The organism is Acinetobacter sp. WZC-1 (genome assembly GCF_052544965.1).
In genome coordinates this window covers 2617848-2642697 of sequence record NZ_CP199370.1, presented here as the reverse complement: position 1 = coordinate 2642697, position 24850 = coordinate 2617848, and the positions used below count along the sequence as shown (strand labels likewise).

Below are 24850 nucleotides of genomic sequence, written 5' to 3'. Positions count from 1 at the left end.
TTTGATCAGATCAGGAAATGAATATGAATTTTTCAGTCTATTGGCAACATGCAGATGCAGTCAGTAAAACGCTGTATTTTATACTTCTGGCGATGTCTATTGCGACATGGACTATTTTTGTGCTGCGCCTGATGGGTACACGCCAGTTGAAACAGCAGGCCAGTACTCAGCTTGCCCAGGCCATGACCCGTCTGAAAACCAGGCTTGCGCCATTGGCACTGGAACAACGCAAGGCTGTTGCAGAACAGGCATTATTGCGTCAGATTTCAACAGAGAAATCTTCTGCTGAAAAAGGGGTTTCCGTATTGGGGACCATTGCATCACTGGCACCGTTTGTGGGCTTGTTTGGTACTGTGTGGGGAATTTTCCACGCGCTGGTGGCCGTCGGTAAAAGCGGCCAGGCCGGACTGGCACAGGTGGCAACACCGGTCGGTGAGGCGCTGATTATGACCGGCCTTGGTCTTGCTGTCGCCATTCCTGCCGTATTGGCCTATAACATCTGTCTGCGTGCCAACCGTGCATTGTCGCATGCATTGCAGGATCAGGCGCATGGTTTGTTGATTGATACCATGCTGCAACAGGATTCTTCTGCGGTGCAGCAGGTGGAGACCACTGCAACTGAGCAGGGGCTGGCTGGAGGTCAGGTTTAATGGCTTTTCAACTGGGTGAAGACAACGATTCGGGCATGAATGAGATGAATCTCATTCCATTGATCGACATTATGCTGGTATTGATGATTATCTTTCTGGTGACAGCAACCGTTGCGAACCCATCAATACCATTAACACTGCCAAAAACGACTGCTGAGATTGTGGATCCGCCACCGGAAGCGATTACGGTCAGCATCAACGACAAAAATCAAGTTGCATGGAATGATCAGGTCGTCACACTGGAAGAATTGCAGAGGCGTTTTGATGAAGCCGGTCAGAAGGAAACCAAACCTTCAGTACAGCTCAGGGCTGATAAGGATGCGCGTTATGACACCGTGGCTCAGGTCATGTCCCGTGCCAGTGAGGCAGGCCTGACTGACCTGGCTTTTTTGAGCGATAATTAATTCTGCATATTGTCTAAAGCGTCTGCGATGTTTTAAAAGTGATTCCATGGAGTCACTTTTTTATTGTGCTTTTAAAAGGTCCTGAAACTTAGTGCGAAGTTTCAGCAGTTTGGGGGGGATGGAAAAATTACAATAGCCCTGAGCCGGATTACGGGCATAAAAGTTCTGGTGATAGGCTTCAGCCGGATAAAACACGGGAGCGGCCGCCAGCTCGGTTACAATATCCAGGCCTTCCGCCTTTAAGTCTTCGATATAAAACTCGGCCTGTTGTTTCTGTTTGTCATCCAGCCAGAAAATAACCGAGCGATATTGTGTACCGACGTCATTGCCCTGACGATTCAGGGTGGTGGGATCATGGGTGGCAAAAAATACATCCAGTAACTGCGGATAACTGATCTGCTGTTCGTCAAAGTCAATCAGAATCACTTCTGCATGCTGGGTATTGCCCTGGCAGATTTCTTCATAGACCGGATTGGTTGTATGTCCGCCTGCATAGCCACTGACAACCTTTGTAACGCCTCTGAGCTGTAAAAAAACCGCTTCTACACACCAGAAGCATCCACCGCCCAATAGTGCCTGTTGCATTGCTGAATCCTTATGATGATGTTAAACGGGTCATGTGGAAATGATGGCTGATGTGATCATCATGTCATTTTATGGTGAAAATGAAAAGGCCTGAAATTCGTTCAGGCCTGACTGGAGGATCAGTGAATCTGCGCTGAATGCGTAAATTGCAGCACCGGATTGCCGTGATTGTCCAGCAGTTTCAGCGTTCTGCCATAAACCTGATAACCGGTGACAGTGTCCAGTGCTTCGGCATATTTGTTGGCCAGTTCCATTTTACCCTCGCAATACATCCGGGTGGTGGCCAGTGGTCCCAGTTCAAGATGATTGTCCTTAATGAGATAGGTCCCGGCCATCCGGTTACAGCCGTCTGAGCCATTGACCTGCATGGATGCTGCATTAAAGCGGATGCTCGGTGTGGCCGTGTGTGTGGCCGGATCATTTGCGTATTCAGTCGCGCCAATATGGGTCATGCTCCAGTCCTTATTCTGCAACAGGGATAAGTTTTTCTGCTGGAGTGCGCTGTGTGTTGTGGCACAGCCGGTAAAAGCGAGCGTGCAACCGAGTAAGCTGACGGCAATGATTTTTTTGAACATGCGGGTCTCATGAATACAGTGATTTTCATTATATAAACAGAAAAACAGGGAAATCACCACATCTGACCGTGATTGCCGCGTTATTTTTTGAATGAATCCGCAGGGGCTGAAACCGGCATTAAACCGGTTCGGATCAACCTGGAGAAATGTAGGCTGTCCGGGTGGTCGGTGTGGTCAAATCCTGCAGTTTTCGGATTGATATGTGCATGCTGGTACCATTCCCTGATGCTCCAGTGATGATCAAGTGCACCCAGGTCATATAAATAATTCGGTAAATAACCCGAGGCGAGCAGCCGGTAATCTCGGGGCAGTTTATGTGGATCAATTGCCTGAATCATGTCAAAAACCAGCGTGGTGCAGTTACTGGTCAGCGTGTTATACCATCGGGGCTGTGCCCGTAATTCATCCGATTTTTTTAAATACTCAAGAAACAGGGCCTGCATTTCTGCTTTGGGCATATTAATGGGGAAAAAATAAACCTGTTCTCCCCGGACATTGCTGCGGGTGTAGATAATATCTTTTTCATCTGCAGCAATCAGGCTCAGCTCAAACTGACGGAAAAACCCGCCAATGGCAGAAAAACCTTCGGTCTTTTCCTTGCGCACCTCAATGGAGAATACCAGTGGCCGCTGGTCCGTAAAGTCAAAACTGACCAGGGTATGTGCAATCTGCGGCCCCATCCAGTAAGAGGTGATGATGTTGATACCGCGGATATGGTTCAGGTTATAGGTCCGGCTGTCCCAGTGCGGGTCAGACTGATCTTCACTGTACCATGTAAAATTACGGATATTGTGCAGTGTGACAATGCCGTTTCCGTGTTTTTCATAGCTCAGTATCCGGGCGACGTCCGGACTCCAGTCGCGGTCCTGTCGGGCGGGAATATTAAAATACCAGACCAGGCTGCATGCAATGGCGATCATATAGACCGAAATATCCTTGCGACGGCTGAAAAAGTGCTGGCTGATATAAATGCCCAGTATACTCAGTGCAAAGGCAATCCAGAGGCCAATGATGATTCGGCTGAGCAGCCATCCGCCGGGTTGCTGAATCCATACTGCAAGGCACAGCCAGATGGAGGACAGGATCACAAACAGGCTGAACAGGGAATGAATCAGCCCGGTGCCCAGCGCGCGCAGGAATTCCGTTTTTCCTATGTTATGCATGACAGGTAATGTGTTTTGAACATGGTTTATCTGGTATAGCTTGCAAATTCAAAGGCAATGCCGCTTTTGTCATCGACATGCTGTTCGGAGAATACTTTTTTAAACTCAGCCGGAATTTGTGGATAATGCGTGTCCCCATGCACATCCAGGTTGACATGGGTCAGCTCCAGACGGTCTGCAATGGCGATGGTCTGTTTAAAAATCTCACCACCGCCAATGACAAAAATACGTCCGGGTTGCGTGGATGCCTGAACATCGGCTGCTGCCTGTTCAAAAGCGGCTTCAATACTGCGTGCTGTTTTCACGCGATCAAATGACCATTCTGCATCCCGGGTGACCACCCAGTTGACACGACCAGGCAGGGCCCGTCCCATCGATTCCAGGGTTTTACGGCCCATGACCACGACACCGCCGTGGGTAATTTGCTTAAAATGTTGCAGATCTGCCGAAAGATGCCACGGCAGGTTATTGCCCTGACCAATACAGAACTGTCGGTCCACAGCCACCACATGTACAATTTCAGAATTCTGATAAGCCATTGATTATTCCTCAACTGATTAAACAGCGACGGGTGCCTTGATGCCCGGATGGGATTCATAGCCGATGATTTCGATATCTTCAAACTGAAATGCCGAAATATCTTTAATGTCAGGGTTCAGTTTGAGCTGACACAGTGGCAAGGGTTCGCGACTGAGCTGTAATGCCGCCTGCTCAAAGTGATTGGTGTATAAATGTGTATCGCCGCCGGTCCATACGAAGTCCCCCACGTCCAGTTCACAGACCTGTGCAATCATATGGGTCAGCAGGGCATAACTGGCAATATTAAATGGCACGCCCAGGAAGACATCTGCGCTGCGCTGATATAGCTGGCAGGAAAGTCTGCCATCCTGTACAAAAAACTGAAACAGCGTGTGGCAGGGTGGAAGCGCTACCTGGCCGGCTTCGACCGGATTCCAGCCGGATACAATTAAGCGTCTTGAATCTGGATTGTTCTTAATTTCATTGATCAGCCAGCTGATCTGATCAAAACCATCCTGTTCATATAAACCGTCCTCTTTTTTGGTTGCACCGAAATTTCGCCACTGATGGCCATAGACGGGTCCAAGCTCGCCTTCGGGGCGTCCAAAACGGGCAGTTTGTTCAGCGGTCGACCATTCATCCCAGATGGAGACCTTATTTTCCTGTAGATACTGAACATTGGTATCGCCTTTTAAAAACCACAGCAGCTCAATCACAATGGAACGGAAATGCACTTTCTTGGTGGTCAGCAGAGGAAACCCCTTTGAAAGATCAAAGCGCATCTGGTAACCAAATACGGAGCGTGTACCTGTACCTGTACGGTCACCCTTGTCACCGCCGTTGTCGAGGATATGTTGTAAAAGGTCTAAATATGCTTTCATAAAAATTCCAGATCAGGTCTTTTGCTGCATTGCAGGTGTTAAAAGGCATGAATCACCTTGAACAGGCCGCCATAGAGTTTATACTAAAGCACGCAGGTTTTTAAGAGATGATCCGGTGAAAGCCGGCACAGATTAAAATTTGCAAGGGATCAGGCCGGGGCAGGGAATTTTCCGGGACTGAAATACAGACGGCTGAATGGTCGGTTGTTACATTATAACAACAAATTTACTGCGATAGTTTTATAGGAAAATTCAGGATTCAATGAATACTAGTCTGATTTTATTTATTTGAGTTTTGATTGAATAATGAGGTTGGGCTTTTGTAGCTGGATCTGCGTTGTTTTTGAAAGAAGCCAGAGGTTAAGGAATGCTTATTGATCATTATGCATCGGATGTAAATGAAACAACCCGCGTTGAAAATCAGAATAATATCGTCATTCATCAGAATGAATCTTCAGGAAATAATCGGTTTAACCCGGAACTGTTCCTCAGGAACAACCAACCGGCAGCACAGACAGCGAATGCAGATTCAGAGGACGAAGACTCATCGCCGAAAAGCAGTCACCGGATTGATATCAGCAAATTCATTAAAAAACTGGAAAGTATTTCTGCAACCAGAAGTGCGCAGCGCTGTGCCAGAAGTATCAGAATTGCGTTGGAAACTGCCGGTGCCCGGATTTTAAATCACCCGGTTGCCGCTGCAGACTGGGGCCGCACCCTGACGCAGATTGGTTATAAACAGATCAAGCCGGCATTTGATAATCCTGAAAAAGGTGATATCTATATCATCAATAGAACCAGAGGCCATAATTACGGGCATATTGCCGGGTTTACCGGAACGGAATGGGTCTCGGATTTCAGACAGAGAAGCTATGACGTTTATAAGAGTGATAATGTCAGCTACCAGTATTACAGACTCGGTTTGTAAGTGATGCCGGGTCATACCGGCAATGAAATGAATGAGTTGAATTCAGTGATCTGTTTTTGCAGATCAACAGTTTACAGTTGTTTGATGTAAAAAATTTAAAATGATTCAGAACGTCTGGTCCGGTTTTCATAAATTGAAACAAGAAATAAACCGATACAGATAAAGCCGAGACACTGGAGAGTGGTATATAACCGATGTTCCGTTGGCAGGAACAAAATTAGCAGGCCCAGCGCACTCAGCGGAAAGACCAGTAGCAGCACCTTAAACCCCGCATCACAGTAACGACAGTGGGGGCCGCCGGGAAATTTCAGGCTTAAATTGCGCAGTATATGCATCACAACCCCTATGGCAAGACTGATCCCGGCGAACAACGGCGTCAGCTGCTGAATGCCGGCGCAATAATAGATGATGGCGCAGGTGATGATGCAGATCATGAGTCTGACCTGCCGGTTGCACCGTGCCGAATACCAGTAATCCAGCATTACTCAGACCCGGAAGCTGAAGCATTTTTGTGCAACAGGGATAAGGGTGACAGCAAACAAACCGTCAGTGCCATAAAGCCAATGCCCTGTGCGCCGGGAAGCAGGATCTCCCCATTTTTCATCTGCATAAAAATCAATGCCAGTAACAGCGCAATGGGAATCCAGGTCAATAAACGATACAGTATGCCGGTGGGATGGGCTGCCGCAAAATGCAGCTTGCAATAACGGCAAATTAAAAAAATGATGCCAATTCCGCAAAACATCAGAATTGTGTTCAGTGCCAGCGGCAGGATGTTATAAAGAATTGCAGTCACAATTGCAATCAGTACAAAACTCAGAACTCTTTTACTCAGTGATGTCTGTGGGTCAAACCAGAATTCAAACATAATTCATTCAGATCATGGGTGGTGTTTAACTTTAGCATAAAAAAGGTGAAGCATTGCTTCACCTCTGAGACTGGATCAGTCTGACAGTTTAAGGCCAGTTCAGGGGTTTTTCTGTGGACCCCAGTCAAAAATTCTTCTGTGATAAGCATACCAGATCATCCATAAACCAACCAGAATCATCGGGAAGGATAAAATCTGTCCTTTGGTCATCCATCCGAACAGGATATAACCCTGATCTGCATCCGGTTCACGGAAAAACTCCATAAAGAAACGGGCACAGCCATAACCCATTAAAAATATTGCGGATACGGCCATTCTCGGGCGGGGTTTTGTACTGAACCACCAGAGAATAATAAACAGCAGTAAGCCTTCACACAGCGCCTGATAAATCTGGGAGGGATGGCGGACCAGTTGCAGTGGGTCTGTCGGGAAAATCATACCGAAAGGAAAACCGGGGTCACTGACCTGACGTCCATACAGCTCTCCGCCAATAAAATTGCCAATCCGGCCGAACATGAGTCCGGTGGGTACGCAGGGTGCAATGAAATCAAGGGTTTCAAACCAGGTCTTCTGATATTTGTGGCACCAGAGCAACATGGCAATCATCACCCCGAGAAAACCGCCGTGAAAGCTCATGCCACCAGTCCATACTTTGAATAGCCAGACGGGATCTGCCAGGAATTTATCAAATTCATAAAACAGCACATAACCAATACGGCCACCGAGGACTACGCCCAATGCACCGTAGAAAATCAGGTCGGAAATCATTTCAGATCCCCAGTTGTCCCTTTGTCTGGCACGGTAGGTCGCCAGGCCCCAGGCACATAGAAATGCGAGTAAATACATCAGCCCGTACCAATGGACTTTCAGTGGCCCCAGTGAGAGGGCAACGGGGTCAATATTCGGGTAGGTCAGCATGCCTGTTCCTTGATTTTCTATTTTGCAGAGATTTTAGCGGAAAGAGATGAAAAATGTTGTACATTCAGTGTGTACAGTTCAGGGGAATCCTATATGTGTATTGTGGCACTGGCGTGGCAGGTTTTTGAAGGAATGCCTGTCTGTCTACTTTCAAATCGTGATGAATTTTATCATCGTCCTGCCAGTCAGTTACATCGCTGGCCGGACAGTCCAATTATTGCCGGTCAGGACTTACAGTCCGGTGGGACATGGATGGGCGTGACTGCGCAGGGGCGCTGGGCACTGGTGACTAATTTTCGTAATGCCACAGACCGGCAAAAGTACCCGACTTCCCGTGGAGATCTGATCCGCACATTTCTGGAGTCTGAACAGACGCCGATCCGATTCGCCCGGGAACTTGAAACAAGACAATGTGATTATGCCGGCTTCAATCTGTTTGTTGGAAATATGGAACAGTTGGTTTATATGAGTAACCGCGGCCAGTCCCCGCAGGTTTTGCCGAAAGGGGTGTTTGTGGTTTCAAATGGTCTGATGTCGGATCACTGGGAACAAACACAGCATTTACGGCAGCGTTTTACTCAGGAATTTATCCCTCTGATCTCATTGCCACATGTCTCTGAATCCGATCTGACCCATACAGCATGGGACTTACTGGAAGATCAGCGGAAAATTATACCGGAATTACTGCCACAGACCGGCGTCAGTCCGGAAATGGAGGAGTTGCTGTCGTCCACGTTTATTCAGAGCCCGCTTTATGGAACCCGTTGTTCCAACCTGTTGATGGTCAGGGACAGCCAGATCCAGTGGACTGAGAAAACGCAGCAGGGCGAGCACAGCGGTGAGCAGGTGATGGAAATCATTCAGCGTGAATCATCATGAAAAAAGCCATGCCGGGCATTGACCGGCATGGCTGCTGTTAAGCCTGGAGGTCACCAGGCTGTCAGTAGAGTTATGAGGAGGTCATCAACTTAACCGGCAATGACGCCACCATCCTTACGGGTAATGACCACGGTTGCCGAACGTGGGCGGGCCGTACTATTGCCGGCATCGGTCTGTGTTGCCGGCCAGTGACTGGTTGGCGTTGCATAACTGCTTGACCTTTCACCCGGATGCTGGACATTAATAAAGATTGCCTTGTAGTCCGGTGTCATGGTGACGCCAGTGATTTCACATTCTTTGGGTCCGGTCAGGAAGCGGCGTAAGTTTTCATCATTTACCTGAGCACCGACAATGGTTTCCTGACCTGAGGAAGTGGTGGCTTTTATCCCATCGCCAACATTGCCTGGCAAAGCTGCCAGCATCATACAGTTGGTGACATCGGTATAGGCGCTGTCATCAGTCTGGATCCATAGCACACCACGCGGGTCAAACCACATGCCGTCCGGTGAGGACAGATCATTGTTGTCGGTTAGGCCAGATAGGTTGATGTTGCTGGCCATACGGGCTTCTGCACCAAACAGGTAAATGTCCCAGTTGAAGGACTCAGCCGTGGTCTTATTGTCTGTTTCCTGAAAGCGGATAATATGACCATTGACGTTGCCTCGCCCACCTTTATCATTGCTGTAACTTCGTGGATTTGCTGCATCGAGGGTATCGCGGGTACCACGGTTTGAGTTGTTGGTCAGTGTGACATAGACTTCACCGTTTTCTGGATTCACAGCGACCCATTCCGGGCGATCCATTTTGGTGGCACCGACCGCGTCACCGGCAAGACGGGCAAAGGTGGTAACTTCAGCCTGAGACCTGAATGGATATACGGTACTGGATTCATCCAGTCCATTTTTGCCATAGCTCAGTTCGATCCACTGACCGGTGCCGTCACTGTTGAATTTTGCTACATACAGTTTGCCTGAGTTCATGTACTTATCACCGGCAGCATAACCGCCGTTGACATCCCTGGCGTCCCATTGGGCATCGGAAACGAACTTGTAAATGTATTCGCCAGTTGAATCATCTCCCATATAGAAGGCAAGATTTTCACCTTCAATCAGACGACTGGAACGACAGTCTTCGTGTGCAAAACGTCCCAGTGAGGTGCGTTTCACGGGGTTCTGCTGGCTGTTAAATGGATCAATTTCCACAATCCAGCCAAAAGTATTGGCACTGTTGCGGTAATCCTGAGCCGCTGAGTCTGCAATAACCGATGAATTCCAGCGATCATAAAGGTCCTGGCTTTCCAATTGGCCGACAGCTGTTTCCCAATCGTAGCGGGAGCTGGAGCCTTCCCTCAGGCCATAGCGGTTCAGAGCAATAATTTCAGCTGGAGAACGTCTGGCATTATCTCCTGTATTGCGGATGAAATAACCAATGTAGTTTTCTTCGGTGGTTAAATAGGTTCCCCACGGCGTATAGCCATTACCACAGTTATTATGGGTGCCGCGGGTTTTTCGTGCAGCAGGTGAGTATTTGGTCTGAAGCAATTCAGAACCTGCAACAATACCGGTAAAATCCATTTCGGTAGAGGCGGTAATACGGCGGTTGAAAGGGGAGTTTTTGACAACCTCCACCTTTTGTGTGGCTGGGTCTTTTTTCAGTTCAATAATGGATACGCCGTGAGCGTTGACTTCACGGATGACCTCGTCTTCGGGACGATGATCATCTACAAAGGTTGCACCTTGTGGATGCAGAAAAGTCTGATTGATATATTCATGGTTCATCACCAGCAGACCACGGTCTGAAGCCTGTGCGCTGTATCTCAGTGTGTCTTGATTCAGGCCAAAAAAACTCATGCCGTCATGACAGTCGCCTGAACGGAACTGGAAGCTCGGTCCGGAAGGAATATTGTTGTCATCCCAGTCAGAATAGGCCGCATTCATCGGATCACCCAGGGCATACAGAATATCGGCCTGATAGCCTTCCGGTACAGTGACAATATCATCCCGGTTTTTTGCCACAGGGCTGAAAGTGAGTGTTTCCGGGCGTTTTGCCGGGTCTACAGGGGTGATCGGTGCTGTGTTGTTTACAGAATTGTCATCATTACAGCCTGTCAGACCTGACACCATGGCCAATGCAGCAGCACCACTTGCAGTTTTAGTAATTAAGCTGCGACGGGTAATCCGTTGTTCCAGAATATCCCGGAAATGAATGTTGTCGGAAGTGTTATTGTCGAGTTCCTGATCTTCATGATATGGCGTCAGCTCTGTCATGGAGTTTCCCCTGATTATATAATATGGCTTAATAAAGAAAGCCCTAGTCTAGGATGGGGACGTGTAAGTAGCTTGACAGTTTAATGACAGAATAATGACGGTTTACATATTTTAAAAAAATGAAACCTGTTGGTGACCTAAAAAAATTTATTTAATTTTAAAAAAATCGAATGATTCAGTTGTTTAATTTGAATCATTCAACAGCTTTGCGCTTTTCTACAACTTTCCCGAATAACAGCCCCAATTCAAAAAGCATCCACATGGGAACGGCCAGCATGATCATGGAAACCGCATCCGGTGGTGTCATAAACATGGCAATAAAGAAGCAGCCAACTACAATAAAGCGCCTTTTTTCTGCGAGGGTTTTGGTGGTGACCATGCCAATCAGGATCAGAACCAGGGTAATGACCGGGATTTCAAAGGTAACGCCAAAGACCAGAAACAGTTTTAAGCAGAAGGTCAAATAACTGTTAATGTCGGTCATGGGGGCGACGGTATCAGGAGAAACACTGATAAAAAAGTGCAGTATTGAAGGCAGTACAATAAAATAGGCAAAAGCAATGCCGGAGTAAAACAGGAAGATACTGCTGAATAATAATGGAAATGCCAAGCTTTTTTCCTTTTCATACAGTGCAGGTTTAATGAAGGCCCACAACTGATAAATAATGAACGGCATGGCCAGCATGAGTGCAATAAAAAAATTCAGCTTAAAAGGTGCCATGAATGTCGCAGTGACATCGGTTGCGATCATGGACGAATTGGCCGGCAACTGTGCTCTGAGGGGAGCTGACAGAGTTGAATAAGTTGTATTGGCAAAGGGCAGCAGACAGAAAAACAGTACGATCAGCACCCCGACAATTTTAAATAAATGCTGACGCAGCACCATTAAATGTCGGGTAATGGGCATGGACTCAAGCTGGGGTTGGTCATCCTGTGGCTGATTCTGTACCTGGGGAGTCAGTGAAGATGTCATACAGCAACCTTTAATTGCAGTGTATTCTGCAGTTCAGAGGGGAGCTGATAGAGCTCCTGATGGGAATGCGTTATTTTTTTCAGCCAGGCTAATGGCAGGTAACCGGCAGGAACCGTGAACTGGACGTAATGATAGCTGGGACAGGTGCTATGAGACTCTGTTGCTGTGGTCTGTTTTTCTTTTTCCGCAGCCAGGGCTGACTGTTGTTGCAATTCCTGCATCTGAGTCTGCATCTTCTGCTCAAGCTCTTCAATGCGCTGCATTTCCTTTTGCATCTGGTCACGCAGTTCTGACAGACGTAATTCACGGTCAATGTCATTCTGGACATTGTTGATGACCCGCTTAAATTTGCTGTACCATTTTGCAGCAGAACGGATGGCTTCCGGTAATTTCTCGGGTCCCAGGACCAACAGGGCGATAATACCGAAAACCAATAGTTCGGAAAATCCAACATCAAGCATGATTTACGTCTCTCAGCTCAGCGTTTTACTGTGGAGTTCACATCATTATTGCTGTTCTGGTGTTCCAGAGTGCGTGGTTCATTGATGGATGCAGCAGTTGTTGCTTCATCATCATCCTTAATGGACTTTTTAAAGTCCTTGACTGCACCGCCAACATCCTTACCCAGGTTTTTCAGTTTGGATGTGCCGAACAGCAGGATTACGACAATTGCAAAAATCAGTACATGCCAAATAGATAATCCGGCCATAATGGTTACTCCTGTTTGATTAACGCTATCTCAACAGCTATTTATGACAACAAGGTGACATTTTACTTCATTTTAAAAACGAACCCAACAATCAATTGTTTTAACATGACTATGCTGTTGCATGCCACCATTAATTTTCAAAGAAACTGGCATGTCTGTCCATAGCTTTGTTGTTACTAATTTTTTCGTTTATCTGTGGTCTGATTCCCGCATCAACAGCACTGATATCAGCAGCATATTCCATACTGTTAAAGTCATTGTTTTCAGTACCGGTGGCCGGTGTATGTATTCATTCCTGTGGTTATGCTCTACAACCATGAAAGGACCACACCGGGCAAACAAAGGAAGGCCACCTCTGATGGCTGCTTAACCTCTACTTTTACTTCCTTTTATTTTCAGGGGGGGAGTCACACCATAAAAGAGAAGGCCAGGTCAGACAGCGTGGTCCTGTACTTCCAGGCTGGCTTTAAATAGTCGCATGGCCTGGCCACGATGACTGATCTTATTCTTTTCCTGTTTTGACATTTCAGCACTGGACATGTGCAGTTCAGGCAGCCAGAACAGCGGATCATAGCCAAAACCCTGTTCACCCCGGGCAGATTCCAGTATTTCACCGTGCCAGATGCCCTGAAAAATCTGTGGCAGTGGATCATCTGCATGCTGCACCAGTGCCAGTATGCAGACAAACATGGCTTTGATGGTCTGACCTTCCTGACGATAAGGCCTCAGTTCAGTCAGTAATTTCTGATTGTTGGCTGTATCATTGCCATGTTCACCGGCATAGCGGGCTGAATAAATGCCGGGTGCACCGCCAAGGACCGGGACACAGATTCCCGAATCATCGGCAATTGCAGGTTTGCCGGAAATACGGGAGGCATGGCGGGCTTTAATGATGGCATTTTCAACAAAGCTCAACCCGTCTTCAACTGCATCTTCTATATTCAGCTTGCCCTGGGCAATGACTTCAACAGGCAGGCAAAGCTGTTCAAAAAGTGTTTCAAACTCGGCGATTTTACCTGTGTTATTACTCGCCAGGACCAGTGTTCCCTGAGACAGCCATTGCGGTGCAGACATGATGAAAAGCTCTGATTTTTAAAAACAGCATGGATTTTAACTGATTTCATGTAATAAAAAAGCACCCGGAGGTGCTGTTGCAATGTATCTGTTGCTATTACTGCGCCTGAATCCATTTGTCTGCACGGTCACGGGCAGTACGGATCTGTTCAGGGGTCAGGTTGGCAGCCAGTGCTGTTTTTTTGCTTTCAGACATGTTTATGACTTTGTTGTCGAGCATGCCATCGCGGGTGGACAGTTCATACCATTGGTAGGCGCCCATGTAGTTTTTCTTCTGCTCTTCCATTACTGCAAGATTGAAGCTTGCGCGGTTATCACCATGACTGGCTGCTTTTTCAAAGTACTGGCGTGCCAGCGTTTCATTTTTTGAAGTCCCGAGGCCGTCTGCATACATACGACCGACATTCAGCTGGGCAGAGGAGATGCCCTGGTCAGCTGCGGCTTTGTACCAGGTAAATGCCTGTTTCAGGTCCCGGGGTAAGGTTTTGCCTGACTGGTAATGTGTTGCCAGGTAAAACTGAGCAGCGGGCTGGCCTGCTTTGGCCGCTTTCTGCAAATCAGCAACATTCATATGGGCATACTGGGCGGCCAGGGCAGATGTTGATTGCTGTTGCGGGACATAATCTGCATGGGCCTGAAAACTCAGCAGCCCAAACAACAAGGTACTGCCTGTCAAAAATTTCTTCATAGTGCGCTCACTCGATAAATTGCGACTTCACCGAACAAGTTGGGCATATGCCTGCTGAGCAGACTTCCCTGTTGATTCCCATTTACGGCGAGTCTATTAATAATCTGTATCTGATTTTCTGCACAGAGTGCTTCAAAATCGCGAAAAGTACATAAGTGGATGTTTGGCGTATCGTACCACATATACGGTAAAGCTTCAGAAACAGGCATTTTCCCTTTTAAGGCCAGGAAGGATCGGGTCTTCCAGTACGCAAAATTCGGGAAAGTAATAATGGCTTGTTTCCCTACACGCACCATGTCACGCAACAGCACATCAGGTGCATCTACAGCCTGCAGCGCCTGTGCCATGACCACATAGTCGAATGACTGATCAGCAAAGCGTCCCAGACCGAGGTTCAAGTCTTGTTGTATGATATTTAACCCTCGACTGACAGCAATTGCAATCTTTTCCTGATCAATTTCCAGTCCATAGGCCCGAATTTGCTGTTTTTTACCCATCTGTGACAATAATTCGCCATCACCGCAGCCTAAATCCAGCACACTGGAACCCGGACTGATCCATTTATCTGCCAGTTGCTGATCAATACGCATCTGTCATCCCCTCAGGTGTAGTCTGCAGGTGTTCACGGCCCCCCAGGAATGCCCGCAGTGTTTTGACATAAAGCGGAATGGGGAACAAAAATGAATCATGGCCCTGTTCGGCGTCAATGTCGACATAACTGACCGATTTGTGGCTGCTGATCAGCGCATTGACAATTTCCTGGGAGCGTTCAGGACTGAAGCGCCAGTCCGTGGTAAATGAAATCACCAGAAAACGGCACTGGGTCTGGGCCATGGCATCGGTCAGCGACTGTTCATATTCACGGGATGGATCAAAGTAATCGAGTGCCTTGGTCATGATCAGATAGGTATTGGCATCAAAATTACGGCTGAATTGTTCGCCCTGATAACGTAAATAGCTTTCAACCTGAAATTCCACATCAAAACCGTACATGAACTTACCGGATTTTAAATCCCGACCGAATTTCTGTTTCATGGCTTCTTCGGATAGATAGGTGATATGACCGACCATGCGTGCCAGAATCAGACCGCGTTTAGGCGAACTGTCGTGTTCCAGGTAGCGCCCATGATGAAAGTCAGGATCCGACAGAATCGACTGTCGGGCCACTTCATTAAAGGCAATATTCTGTGCAGAAAGTTTGGGCGCGCTGGCAATGACCACACAGTTTTTTAAACGGTGAGGATAATCCACGGACCATTGCAGGGCCTGCATACCGCCCAGTGAACCGCCGATAATGGCATACCAGCAGTCTATGCCCAGCCGATCTGACAACATGGTCTGAGTTTTCACCCAGTCACGTACGGTGACCAATGGGAAGTCCGGACCATAAGGGCGATCATCATTTTCCGGGTTGGGGGAGGTCGGGCCTGTGGAACCGTTGCATCCGCCTATATTATTCAGCGCCACCACAAAAAAGCGGGAGGTATCAATGGCTTTTCCCGGACCGATACAGGCGTCCCACCAGCCGGATTTTTTGTCATCTGCATGATGATAGCCGGCTGCATGATGGTGCCCGGAGAGGGCATGGCAGATTAAAATGGCATTGGAACGGTCTGCATTTAAACTGCCGTAGGTTTCAACCATCATTTCGAAACGTGGCAGAACCCGGCCACACTCCAGCGCTAAGGGTGCTTCAAACTGGAATTTTTGTGGTGTAACCAAACCCACCGAATCAGCTGGAAAAGACACGGAAATAATTCGTCCTAAATCTTTAATGTGAATAAATAAAAGGATACCACCCGTGGTATCCTTTCCAAAGTCTTTTATCGTTTAAACAGCGGCAGCAACGACCTGCTCCGTGCTGAGGATACCCTGTTCAATCAGACGGTTAATACTGGCGATAATGGCTTCGATGGATGAGGTGACAATGTTGTCATGCACCCCGGCGCCAAATGCAGATTTACCGGTACCCTGTACCTGAAGTTCAATCAGTGCCAGTGCTTTGGCCCGGGCACCTGCACTGATGCCGCGTTCTTCATAATTCAGCACGTCAATGGGAAGCTGCAGAGCATTCAGAATGGCGGAAATCGGTCCATTTCCTTCCCCCCGTAAATGCTGGCTTTCACCGTTGATTTCCAGTTCAAGCTCAATCACCTGATTGCCATTTTCATCTGACAGTCTGTAATTTCTTGCAGAATAATGATTGTCTTTTGCAGCAACGTAGGTGTCCTGAAATAAGGTCCAGATGTCCTGTGCTGAGACTTCTGTTCCCTGTTCGTCGGTATGTTGCTGAACCGTCTGTGAAAATTCAATCTGTAGTCGGCGTGGCAGTACCACGTTGTAATTTGATTCAAGCAGATAGGCAATACCGCCTTTGCCGGACTGCGAGTTGACCCGGATTACGGCATCATAGTCACGACCTAAATCACGTGGGTCGATCGGTAAATAAGGCATATCCCAGATTTCTTCGTCTTTCTGGAACTCAAAGCCTTTTTTAATGGCATCCTGATGTGAACCGGAAAATGCGGTAAAGACCAGGTCGCCGGCATAGGGGTGACGTGGATGCACAGGCAAACCGGTACATTCTTCAACAGTGGCAATGATCTCGTTGATATTTGAGAAATCCAGTTCAGGCGCAACACCCTGGGTATACATGTTCAGGGCCATGGCGGCAATGTCGACATTACCGGTGCGTTCGCCGTTACCGAATACACAGCCTTCGACCCGGTCTGCACCTGCCATGATAGCCAGTTCAGAGGCTGCAATCCCACAGCCACGGTCGTTGTGACAATGCACGGAAATAATTATCCCGTCACGACGGGCAAGATTACGATGCATCCACTCAATCTGATCGGCATAAATGTGCGGGCCCGAAACTTCCACCGTTGCCGGTAAGTTCAGAATGACCTTTCGGGATGGCGAAGCTTGCCAGATTTCGGTCACTGCATCGCAGACTTCCCTGGACACGTCCAGTTCCGTTGCTGAAAAACACTCCGGGCTGTACTGAAAAATCCAGTCGGTTTCAGGTTGTTCTGCTGCATATTCCCTGACTTTCTCTGCGGCATTGATGGCCAGCTGCCTGGCTCCGGCGGCGTCAACATTCAGCACTTTTTTACGGAAAGTCGGAGAGTTGGCATTATAAATATGTACGATGGCACGCTTAGCCCCCTGCAGGGCTTCAAAAGTACGCTGGATCAGATGATCACGTGCCTGGACCAATACCTCAATATAGACATCGTCAGGAATATGGCCTTCTTCAATGAGTTTGCGGGTGAAGTCAAAGTCAACCTGTGATGCTGAAGGGAAACCGATCTCAATATGCTTAAAGCCAATTTTGACAAGCATCTGGAACATTTTGAATTTCTGTTTCGGATTCATGGGTTCAAAAATGGCCTGGTTACCGTCACGCAGGTCAGTACTCATCCAGATGGGTGCTTTGTTGATTTCCTTATTCGGCCATTGACGGTCGGGCAGGTCAACACGCTGGTACATACGACGGTATTTTTTACTGGGATCTGCCAACATCATGTGAAAACTCCTTGCACAGCAATTGGTTCCGGGCTGGGATAAAAAGTGAAGCGCCTGTTATCTGAACTGTATCCATTTTCGGTGATGGACCGGTTTTTTTGAAGCAGGATCACCTGCCAGTCAAAATGATCGGTGAATTCCGCTCAGTATATCAGCACGGAAGCCCACGAATCTGTAAATGGATTGATTCCATGATTATATTAATGCAATTCAACCGGAAATTTTTCCCTCAATTTGCATATAAAATTTAAATATGGAAAATATTTACCGTTAAAGTGTGAAATTATGGGAAATATAGTGCTTACTAATCTCTTTTATGGTTGGTGTTCCCATAAGTGCCATGGTGATTTCAAATTCTTCCTTTAAGATTCTGATGACATGAGCAACCCCTAAAGCCCCGGCCACTGCCAGGCCATAAATGTAGGGGCGACCAATCAATACGGCGGAAGCGCCTAAGGCAATGGCCTTGAAGATATCTGAGCCGCGTCGGATACCGCCATCCAGCAGCAATGGGAAGCCGGTGGGGGCAAGCTGCTGAATGTGATATAAGGCTTTCAATGGTGAAATGGTGGTGTCGAGTACACGTCCGCCGTGGTTGGAAATAATCAGACCCTTGACGCCATACTGAATTGCCCGTTCCGCATCGCCGGGATGTAATACACCTTTTAAAACCACAGGCAAGTGGGTATTTTCAACCAGCCATTGAATATCATCCCATCTGGGGGCAATCTGCATTAAGCCGTCAAATAGCGGGTGCTGATTGTGCTGAATTTCAGGCAAGGGCATAGGAGGACTGTGTGGATGCTGCATGTTTTCAGGCAACCGGAAAAAAACACGTCTTTCACGGTCACGGATGCCGCTGTGTGGTGCGTCGATGGTGATGACCAGTGCTTTATACTGGTGTTGTTCTGCCAGCCTGACCAATGCCAGTGAGCTGCTGCGGTCGCCCTGCCAGTAAAGCTGGAACCATTTATGAAGATTTTCAGGGGGCATTGCAGTTAAATCGGTATTGGTCAGTGTGCTTAAAATCAGATTGCTTTGCAGTACCCCGGCGGCCAGTGCAGAGGCTTGTTCAGCCTGGGGATGAAACAGCGCCTGGTGTCCGATGGGGGCCAGAAAAACAGGATGCGGGAATGTCTGCCCGAGGATCTCACAGCGTGTATTGCCCTGGCGCAGATCATTCAGGTGCCGTGGAATCAGTTGTATCTGCTGGAACTGAGTCAGATTTTCTGTGACACTGATTTCACTCATGGCACCGCCCTGTAAATAGTGCCAGCTATTTTCAGGCAGATGTTTCTGCGCCTGCTGCTCATAATCTGCAATGGTCTGTAAATAGGCAGGAATCTGCTCCAGCGGTGGCAATGGTTCAGGAAAGCTCATAGCTCTCCCCACTGACGCAGCAGATTGTGATAATGACTGGTTAAATGCAGCACCTCTTCGCTGTCTCCGACTTGTTGTCTGAGTTTCAGAATGGTCATGTCCAGGTTGAACAGCATATTGCGTTGCCAGTCATCCCTGACCATGCTTTGCAGCCAGGTAAAGGCGGCCAGTCGCGTGCCCTGAGTGACTGCTTCGACACGATGCAGACTGGTGGCCGGGTAGAGAATGGCGTCTCCGGCATCAAGTTTGACTTCATGGCTACCGTAGGTGTCTTCAATAATCAGTTCACCACCTTCATATTCATGGGGTTCCGATAAAAACAGGGTAATTGAAATGTCTGTTCTGATTGCCTGACCGTGTTCAGCGCAATATTGCACCGCGCTGTCGACATGATTACCATAGTTGCCCTGTTCCTGGTAGCAATTAAACAAGGGAGCAAGAATATGTTTTGGCAAGGCAGCAGATCGGAGCAGCGGATTTTGCTGCATGGCCTGTAAGATGACCGGAGATATTGACTGATATACAGCACTGTTGATATCCAGTTGCAGATTTTTTTTAATTTGTCTGGCCTGTTCGCCGGCACTGGTTTGTCCATCCGTCCAGGCATGACTGTGATCCAGTTGCTGGCGCAGTGGCTTAAGCTGTTGTGACGTCAGTAGGGCTGGAATATGTAACATCATCAGTTTTCATGCACTCCCTGGATGAGTTGAGTGGATTGAGTCGAATTGAGCGTATGCCGGACTGGAAAGTCATGTGTCAGATGATATAACACACGACTTCAGTCAAAAGATAAAACGGCGCTTTAAAACGTGTAGTTAAAGGTCAGGGCAGCCGAGCGTGGCTGGCCTGAAATCAGACGACTGCCACCGTTATTCAGAGTGCTGATATATTCTTTGTCTGCAAGATTATAGAGATTCAGGTTCAGGGAAGCATGTTTGTTGAAGCTGTAAGCTGCCATCACGTCGAACACTACATAACCGGGAATGGACGGCATTGCAGCTGCCGCGGTGCTGTCGGTAATCACCCGTTTCTGATCATCGACATAACGGGCACCCAGACCGAGTCTGAAACCTGCAATATCATAGGTTGACCATAGACTTGCGGTCCATTCCGGTGACCAGCGGACATTCCTGGTGGTGGTAATTGCACCGGTGTCTGCATTGACACTGATCTGATCTTTCTGTTCAGTTTTCATATGGGCAATACCGGCTGAAATATTCCAGGCTTCGGTCATTTTACCCACAGCACTCAGTTCCACACCTTTGACGGTGGTTTTACCTTGCTGGATGGATTCCTGAGTGATGGCATCCTGCGTAAACTGGTTTTCATTTTCAGTATAGTAGACGGCGGCATTCAGGGCCAGCTGGTCATTCAGAACATCCCACTTGGTGCCAATTTCATAGTGATTGGTCTGCTGAGGCTTTGCTGCTGAACTGTTGATCCCGCTGCTGGATAAATTAAAGTTGGCACTGCCGGGTGGGGTCAGTGATTTCGCATAGGATGCATAAATACTGCTGGATTTTGTCGGTTTAAATAAGCCACCCAGCTTCCAGCTGACCAGTGTGTCATGTGCGCCCAGCACCGAAGGCACCAGTGCATTGCTCCCGGAAGGCAGGGTTAAGGCGTCATATTCGGTGTCGTAATAGTCGACACGGACACCGCTATTCAGCTGAAACTGTTCATTCAGTTTTACGGTATCAAATAAATAAACTGCTGCTGTATTGGTCTGACCATCTGTATAGCCGCCATTGTAGATTAACGCTGGCACGCTTTCATGACGGTCCGGGTGGTAGAGATTGGCAGTGACTGTCGGGATGGGCTGTCCCGGCATCTGAGTGGCCATGGTTTTGTTGAATTGCTGTTCCTGTAACAGTTCCAGTCCGGCCGCGAAATTATGTTCGATGGCCGCTGTTTTTACATTGAAATTCAGTGTGGTCTGACTGGCCAGAATTTTATTGTCCTGATCAATCCCCTGACGTGAGCGGTTGACGGTCCAGTCCTGCGGATTGGCTGAACCATTGCTGTTCAGGGCATTGACACCGGTCAGCACACGCTGCATTTCAGTCCTGCCAAAACGGGTCAGGTTGGTCAGTTTTAAATTTTCGGTAAGATCACTTTCTATTTTTGCCGTAACCATGTCTGCATCAACATCTTCATGGTCATTGACATTGCCGTAGTAGTTTTCAGGGTTGACTTTCGGTGCATTATCCAGGATTGAAGCGGCATTAAAAAAACCTTTCATACCAATGGCTGGAATACCGCCATCCGGTATGTTGCGCTGACGGATATGCTGTGAATACAGGTAAAAACGTGTGTCGGTATTCAGACCAAAGGCGATGGCGGGTGCAATGGCGTAACTGTTGTTTTCAATATAGTCACGACCTTCAATACCACCTTGCTGCCCCATGGCATTTAAGCGGACTGCGGTATTACTGGAAATGACCTGGTTGATATCTGCAGCCAGACGGCCATGTTCAGCTGTGTTGTAGTTTGCGGAAAGTTCACGGCTGTTGTCAGCGGAGGGAAGCTTGCTGACCAGATTGATATAACCGGATGACGCACCACGGCCTGCCTCGGAACCGGAAGGCCCTTTAACTACTTCAATCTGATCCAGGTTAAAGACATCACGGCTGATGGCGCCTAAGTCCCGGATACCATCTACATAGGTGGAGGTCTGTGTTGAAAAACCACGCATTTGAAAGGCATCACCGACACTGGTATTGCCATTTTCACCCAGTTGCAGGGTAATTCCCGGTGTATTTCTCAGTGCTTCAACCAGGGAAGTGGCACCCTGTTCCTGTAAAATTTGCTTTTTAATGACAGAAATTGTCTGAGGTGTGTCGACCAGTGGCTGAGTATATTTGGCAGAGCTGAGCTTGTCAGTCTTATAGCGGTTTTCTGTTTTTGACTGAACTGAAATGGTGGGTAGTCTGCTGATATCTTCCTGCTGTGCCGCATGTGCCATAAGTGGGAGCGAAGCCGCCAGTACTGCAAGCTGAGTGGTTCTGTGGTGTTTGCGGCTTTTAATCTGTGCCATTGTGGGGATTCCCTGATGTGATGAATACAGTGTGATTCCATTTGTTGCCCATCATGTTTGCTGGTCTGATCCAACATGCAAAAATGGAGTGATTGTTATGGCCAGTAACAAATGCGGATTTTAGTGATAATCGTTATCATTCACAATTGGTTGTGATCTAAATATTTTGTTGAAAATAATGGAAAAAATGTTTAATTGCGTCATTTTTATTTGGAAAGGCAATCATGAAGAATGAAAAGTAAGATAATTGCGAATGTTTTTATAAATCATAAAGTTAGGATTGTGGTGTTGTGTTTTTAAAATAAGTAATTAAAAATCAGTTGAAATCTGAATCCTGCGTTGTTTTTATCCATGTGTGAATTACAATAATGAAGAAAAAATTAATAATTGTTTCAGTATTTTTACATTAAATTGAGATGCTGCGGTGTCTGGATGATTGATGCAGAAATTTTTGAAAACAGAAAAGAGCACAGTACATTAAATTGCATAAGTGGTTCATTCTGTTGCCGGGTCTGCAAAAGCCGGCTGAGTGTGTAAAATCAGCACAGGACTGAACGGTATGCAGGAAAATGCTGAAAATTGCCGGGTTCAGCGATCGTGCTTTGTATATCTTCCAATGTTGTCATATAATGTGACACTTTTTTAAAAACTGTAATGACTAAAATTCTATCGAGGAAGCCATGCAAGTAACTTCTGAAGCGGTTTCGGGCGTCGCCCGTCGTTTAAATGTATCTGTACCGACGAGCCGTGTGAACGAGCAATTTGAAGCCCGTTTGAAACGCACTGCCAAAACTGTGAAGATCAACGGCTTCCGTCCGGGTAAAGTGCCATTGAATGTGGTACGCCGTGAATATGGTGCAGGTATTTACCAGGATGTGGTGAATGATGTGATCCGTGACACAGTGTTTGAAGCGATCCAGCAGGAAAAAATCAATGCGGTGGGAATGCCAAACATTGAAAAAGTCGAAAATACTGATGACGCGCTGGTCTATGAAGCCACTGTGGAAATTTATCCTGAAGTTGACGTGAAATTCAAAAAGCTTGAAGTTGAGCGTAAAGCGACTGAAATCAACGACAAAGATGTTGATACCATGCTTGAAAACCTGCAGAAGCAGCGTCAGGGCTGGGTTGAAACCAAAGGCATGGCGAAAAAGGACATGCAGGTCACTTTCGATTTTGAAGGTTCCATCGACGGTGAAAAATTTGAAGGCGGTTCTTCTGAAGACTTTAAACTGGTCCTGGGTTCAGGTCGCATGATTCCGGGCTTTGAAGACGGCATCATCGGGATGAAAAAAGGCGAAGAGAAAGTCATTGATGTAACTTTCCCGGAAGATTACCAGGCTGAAAACCTTGCAGGTAAACAGGCTCAGTTCAACATTAAAGTGAAGCAGGTTGAAAAACCGAAACTGCCTGAAATTGATGCTGAATTCCTGCAGATTTTTGGTATTGCAGAAGAAGAAGGCGTAGACAAACTTAAAGCGGACGTGCGTAAAAACATGGAACGTGAAGTGAAAAATGGTCTGCGTAACCAGGTGAAGGGTGCAGTTTTTGATGCATTGGTTGCTGCAAATGACGTGGAAGTTCCGGCGTCCATGCTGGCTCAGGAAGTGGACCGTCAGCGCCAGCAGATGATTCAGCAGTTTACTCAGCAGTTTGGTGCGCAGGGTGCCGGTGCATTTGACAGCAGCATGCTGCCGGATGATCTGTTTAAGGAACAGGCTGAAAAATCCGTAAAACTGGGGATTCTGGTCAGTAAAATTCTGGCGGATGCGAAAATTGAAGTGGATCCGGCACGTGTCGATGCTTATATCGAAGATATGGCCTCCTCCTATGAAGATCCGGCTGAAGTGATTGAATACTTCAAAACCGACAAACAGCAGCGTTCACAGATTGAAGCGGTGGTGCTGGAAGATCAGGTGGTGGATCATATTCTGGCTGAGGCAAAAGTCACTGACAAAGCTGTCAGCTATGAAGAGTTGCTGAAAGAGCAGCAGGCCCGTCAGCAGGGGTAATGCTCCGATGAACATGAAAAAGGCGCACTGGCGCCTTTTTTTATACAGGATTCAGATGATTGAATTTCCCCGATATAGTAGGTACATACCGGCAAATGTCAGACATTTATTGGGGAATATTTTGCATTTTCATTCATTATCCCTCATATTGTGGACATGAGTGAAGTAACAGAAATTCAGGAATAAATGACATATGTATGTTCCAGCAATTGAAAATGCCCTGGTGCCTGTGGTCGTGGAACAATCTTCCCGTGGCGAGCGTTCTTTTGATATTTTTTCACGTCTTTTACGTGAACGGGTGATCTTTCTGACCGGCGAGGTGGAAGATAACATGGCGAATCTGATCGTTGCGCAAATGTTATTCCTTGAGGCTGAGAATCCGGAAAAGGATATCCATTTATATATCAACTCACCGGGCGGTTCTGTCACAGCCGGTATGGCGATTTATGACACCATGCAATTCATTAAACCGGATGTGGTGACCTACTGCATGGGACAGGCAGCCTCAATGGGTGCGTTTCTGCTGAATGCAGGAGCAAAGGGTAAGCGCTATTGTCTGGAAAATGCCCGGGTGATGATTCATCAGCCTCTGGGTGGCTTTCGGGGGCAGGCGTCAGATATTGAAATTCACGCCCGTGAAATTTTATTTATCAAAGAGCGCCTGAACCGTCTGATGGCAGAACATAGTGGTCAGGACTATGAGCGTGTTGCCCGCGACACCGACCGTGATAACTTTATGACTGCACAGGCTGCAAAAGACTATGGTCTGGTGGATGAAGTCCTTTCCAAACGTCCGCAAAACTAAGTTATTC

Annotated in this window: 26 protein-coding genes; 6 read left to right on the top strand and 20 right to left on the bottom strand. The window is 47.4% G+C overall.

Annotation, left to right across the window (positions count from 1 at the left end; genetic code table 11):
- The first annotated feature begins 23 nt into the window (after positions 1-23).
- Both ACT6PV_RS12170 and ACT6PV_RS12165 read left to right on the top strand, forming a co-directional pair.
- Positions 24-650, top strand: coding sequence for a MotA/TolQ/ExbB proton channel family protein (locus ACT6PV_RS12170; protein WP_445116600.1), 627 nt, complete (start codon positions 24-26; stop codon positions 648-650).
- The gene (locus ACT6PV_RS12165) at positions 650-1054 is read left to right on the top strand and encodes an ExbD/TolR family protein (protein ID WP_445116599.1); all 405 of its coding nucleotides are present in this window, start codon (positions 650-652) and stop codon (positions 1052-1054) included. The genes ACT6PV_RS12170 and ACT6PV_RS12165 overlap by 1 nt, the downstream gene beginning before the upstream one ends.
- Before the next feature lie 60 nt (positions 1055-1114).
- Here ACT6PV_RS12165 and msrA read toward each other — a convergent pair whose 3' ends face one another.
- The 5 genes from msrA to thyA form a co-directional block, all read right to left on the bottom strand.
- Positions 1115-1639 (bottom strand): peptide-methionine (S)-S-oxide reductase MsrA, encoded by a 525-nt coding sequence (gene msrA, locus ACT6PV_RS12160; protein WP_445116598.1) that lies wholly within the window; start codon positions 1637-1639, stop codon positions 1115-1117.
- A 119-nt stretch (positions 1640-1758) separates the two neighbouring features.
- Positions 1759-2214: an META domain-containing protein gene (locus ACT6PV_RS12155; protein WP_445116597.1), complete on the bottom strand. Its 456-nt coding sequence runs from the start codon at positions 2212-2214 to the stop codon at positions 1759-1761.
- A gap of 80 nt (positions 2215-2294) precedes the next feature.
- Complete coding sequence (locus tag ACT6PV_RS12150) at positions 2295-3377, bottom strand: Lnb N-terminal periplasmic domain-containing protein (protein ID WP_445116596.1); 1083 nt, start codon at positions 3375-3377, stop codon at positions 2295-2297.
- A 26-nt stretch (positions 3378-3403) separates the two neighbouring features.
- Positions 3404-3916: a dihydrofolate reductase gene (locus tag ACT6PV_RS12145; protein ID WP_445116595.1), complete on the bottom strand. Its 513-nt coding sequence runs from the start codon at positions 3914-3916 to the stop codon at positions 3404-3406.
- Between the two features lie 18 nt (positions 3917-3934).
- Positions 3935-4777 (bottom strand): thymidylate synthase, encoded by an 843-nt coding sequence (gene thyA, locus ACT6PV_RS12140; protein WP_445116594.1) that lies wholly within the window; start codon positions 4775-4777, stop codon positions 3935-3937.
- Between the two features lie 367 nt (positions 4778-5144).
- Between thyA and ACT6PV_RS12135 the strand changes: the two genes are divergently transcribed.
- A complete protein-coding gene (locus ACT6PV_RS12135; protein ID WP_445116593.1) occupies positions 5145-5705 on the top strand; it encodes a CHAP domain-containing protein in 561 nt (186 codons plus the stop codon).
- A 95-nt stretch (positions 5706-5800) separates the two neighbouring features.
- Here ACT6PV_RS12135 and ACT6PV_RS12130 read toward each other — a convergent pair whose 3' ends face one another.
- The 3 genes from ACT6PV_RS12130 to lgt all read right to left on the bottom strand — a co-directional run bounded on the left by ACT6PV_RS12130 (position 5801) and on the right by lgt (position 7491).
- Positions 5801-6139, bottom strand: coding sequence for a hypothetical protein (locus ACT6PV_RS12130; protein WP_445116592.1), 339 nt, complete (start codon positions 6137-6139; stop codon positions 5801-5803).
- A gap of 47 nt (positions 6140-6186) precedes the next feature.
- Complete coding sequence (locus tag ACT6PV_RS12125) at positions 6187-6573, bottom strand: hypothetical protein (protein WP_445116591.1); 387 nt, start codon at positions 6571-6573, stop codon at positions 6187-6189.
- A gap of 99 nt (positions 6574-6672) precedes the next feature.
- Entirely contained in the window at positions 6673-7491 is an 819-nt protein-coding gene (gene lgt, locus ACT6PV_RS12120; protein WP_445116590.1) for a prolipoprotein diacylglyceryl transferase, read from the bottom strand.
- 93 nt (positions 7492-7584) lie between these two features.
- Here lgt and ACT6PV_RS12115 point away from each other — a divergent pair, with 93 nt between their 5' ends.
- Positions 7585-8370 (top strand): NRDE family protein, encoded by a 786-nt coding sequence (locus ACT6PV_RS12115; protein ID WP_445116589.1) that lies wholly within the window; start codon positions 7585-7587, stop codon positions 8368-8370.
- 89 nt (positions 8371-8459) lie between these two features.
- Here ACT6PV_RS12115 and ACT6PV_RS12110 read toward each other — a convergent pair whose 3' ends face one another.
- The 12 genes from ACT6PV_RS12110 to ACT6PV_RS12055 form a co-directional block, all read right to left on the bottom strand.
- Complete coding sequence (locus ACT6PV_RS12110) at positions 8460-10637, bottom strand: PhoX family protein (protein WP_445116588.1); 2178 nt, start codon at positions 10635-10637, stop codon at positions 8460-8462.
- Positions 10638-10830: 193 nt separating this feature from the next.
- Positions 10831-11610 carry a twin-arginine translocase subunit TatC gene (gene tatC, locus ACT6PV_RS12105; protein WP_445116587.1) on the bottom strand — a complete coding sequence of 260 codons (780 nt, stop codon included), beginning with the start codon at positions 11608-11610 and terminating at the stop codon, positions 10831-10833.
- Positions 11607-12071, bottom strand: a complete 465-nt coding sequence (gene tatB, locus ACT6PV_RS12100; protein ID WP_445116586.1) for a Sec-independent protein translocase protein TatB — start codon at positions 12069-12071, stop codon at positions 11607-11609. The genes tatC and tatB overlap by 4 nt, the downstream gene beginning before the upstream one ends.
- A 17-nt stretch (positions 12072-12088) precedes the next feature.
- Positions 12089-12319: a Sec-independent protein translocase subunit TatA gene (gene tatA, locus ACT6PV_RS12095; RefSeq protein ID WP_445116585.1), complete on the bottom strand. Its 231-nt coding sequence runs from the start codon at positions 12317-12319 to the stop codon at positions 12089-12091.
- Positions 12320-12751: 432 nt separating this feature from the next.
- Entirely contained in the window at positions 12752-13393 is a 642-nt protein-coding gene (gene rdgB, locus ACT6PV_RS12090) for an RdgB/HAM1 family non-canonical purine NTP pyrophosphatase (protein WP_445116584.1), read from the bottom strand.
- 97 nt (positions 13394-13490) lie between these two features.
- A complete protein-coding gene (locus ACT6PV_RS12085) occupies positions 13491-14081 on the bottom strand; it encodes a tetratricopeptide repeat protein (protein ID WP_445116583.1) in 591 nt (196 codons plus the stop codon).
- Positions 14078-14671 (bottom strand): methionine biosynthesis protein MetW, encoded by a 594-nt coding sequence (gene metW / locus ACT6PV_RS12080; protein ID WP_445116582.1) that lies wholly within the window; start codon positions 14669-14671, stop codon positions 14078-14080. The genes ACT6PV_RS12085 and metW overlap by 4 nt, the downstream gene beginning before the upstream one ends.
- On the bottom strand, positions 14661-15830 hold the full coding sequence (gene metX, locus ACT6PV_RS12075) for a homoserine O-succinyltransferase MetX (protein WP_445116581.1): 1170 nt from the start codon (positions 15828-15830) through the stop codon (positions 14661-14663). The genes metW and metX overlap by 11 nt, the downstream gene beginning before the upstream one ends.
- Positions 15831-15911: 81 nt before the next feature.
- On the bottom strand, positions 15912-17609 hold the full coding sequence (gene leuA / locus ACT6PV_RS12070; protein WP_445116580.1) for a 2-isopropylmalate synthase: 1698 nt from the start codon (positions 17607-17609) through the stop codon (positions 15912-15914).
- 270 nt (positions 17610-17879) lie between these two features.
- Positions 17880-18989 carry an alpha-hydroxy acid oxidase gene (locus tag ACT6PV_RS12065; protein ID WP_445116579.1) on the bottom strand — a complete coding sequence of 370 codons (1110 nt, stop codon included), beginning with the start codon at positions 18987-18989 and terminating at the stop codon, positions 17880-17882.
- Entirely contained in the window at positions 18986-19669 is a 684-nt protein-coding gene (locus ACT6PV_RS12060) for a Fe2+-dependent dioxygenase (protein WP_445116578.1), read from the bottom strand. The genes ACT6PV_RS12065 and ACT6PV_RS12060 overlap by 4 nt, the downstream gene beginning before the upstream one ends.
- A 122-nt stretch (positions 19670-19791) precedes the next feature.
- On the bottom strand, positions 19792-22026 hold the full coding sequence (locus ACT6PV_RS12055; protein ID WP_445116577.1) for a catecholate siderophore receptor Fiu: 2235 nt from the start codon (positions 22024-22026) through the stop codon (positions 19792-19794).
- A 680-nt stretch (positions 22027-22706) separates the two neighbouring features.
- Between ACT6PV_RS12055 and tig the strand changes: the two genes are divergently transcribed.
- Positions 22707-24038: a trigger factor gene (gene tig / locus ACT6PV_RS12050; protein ID WP_445116576.1), complete on the top strand. Its 1332-nt coding sequence runs from the start codon at positions 22707-22709 to the stop codon at positions 24036-24038.
- 193 nt (positions 24039-24231) lie between these two features.
- A complete protein-coding gene (gene clpP / locus ACT6PV_RS12045; RefSeq protein ID WP_445116575.1) occupies positions 24232-24843 on the top strand; it encodes an ATP-dependent Clp endopeptidase proteolytic subunit ClpP in 612 nt (203 codons plus the stop codon).
- Positions 24844-24850 lie beyond the last annotated feature (7 nt).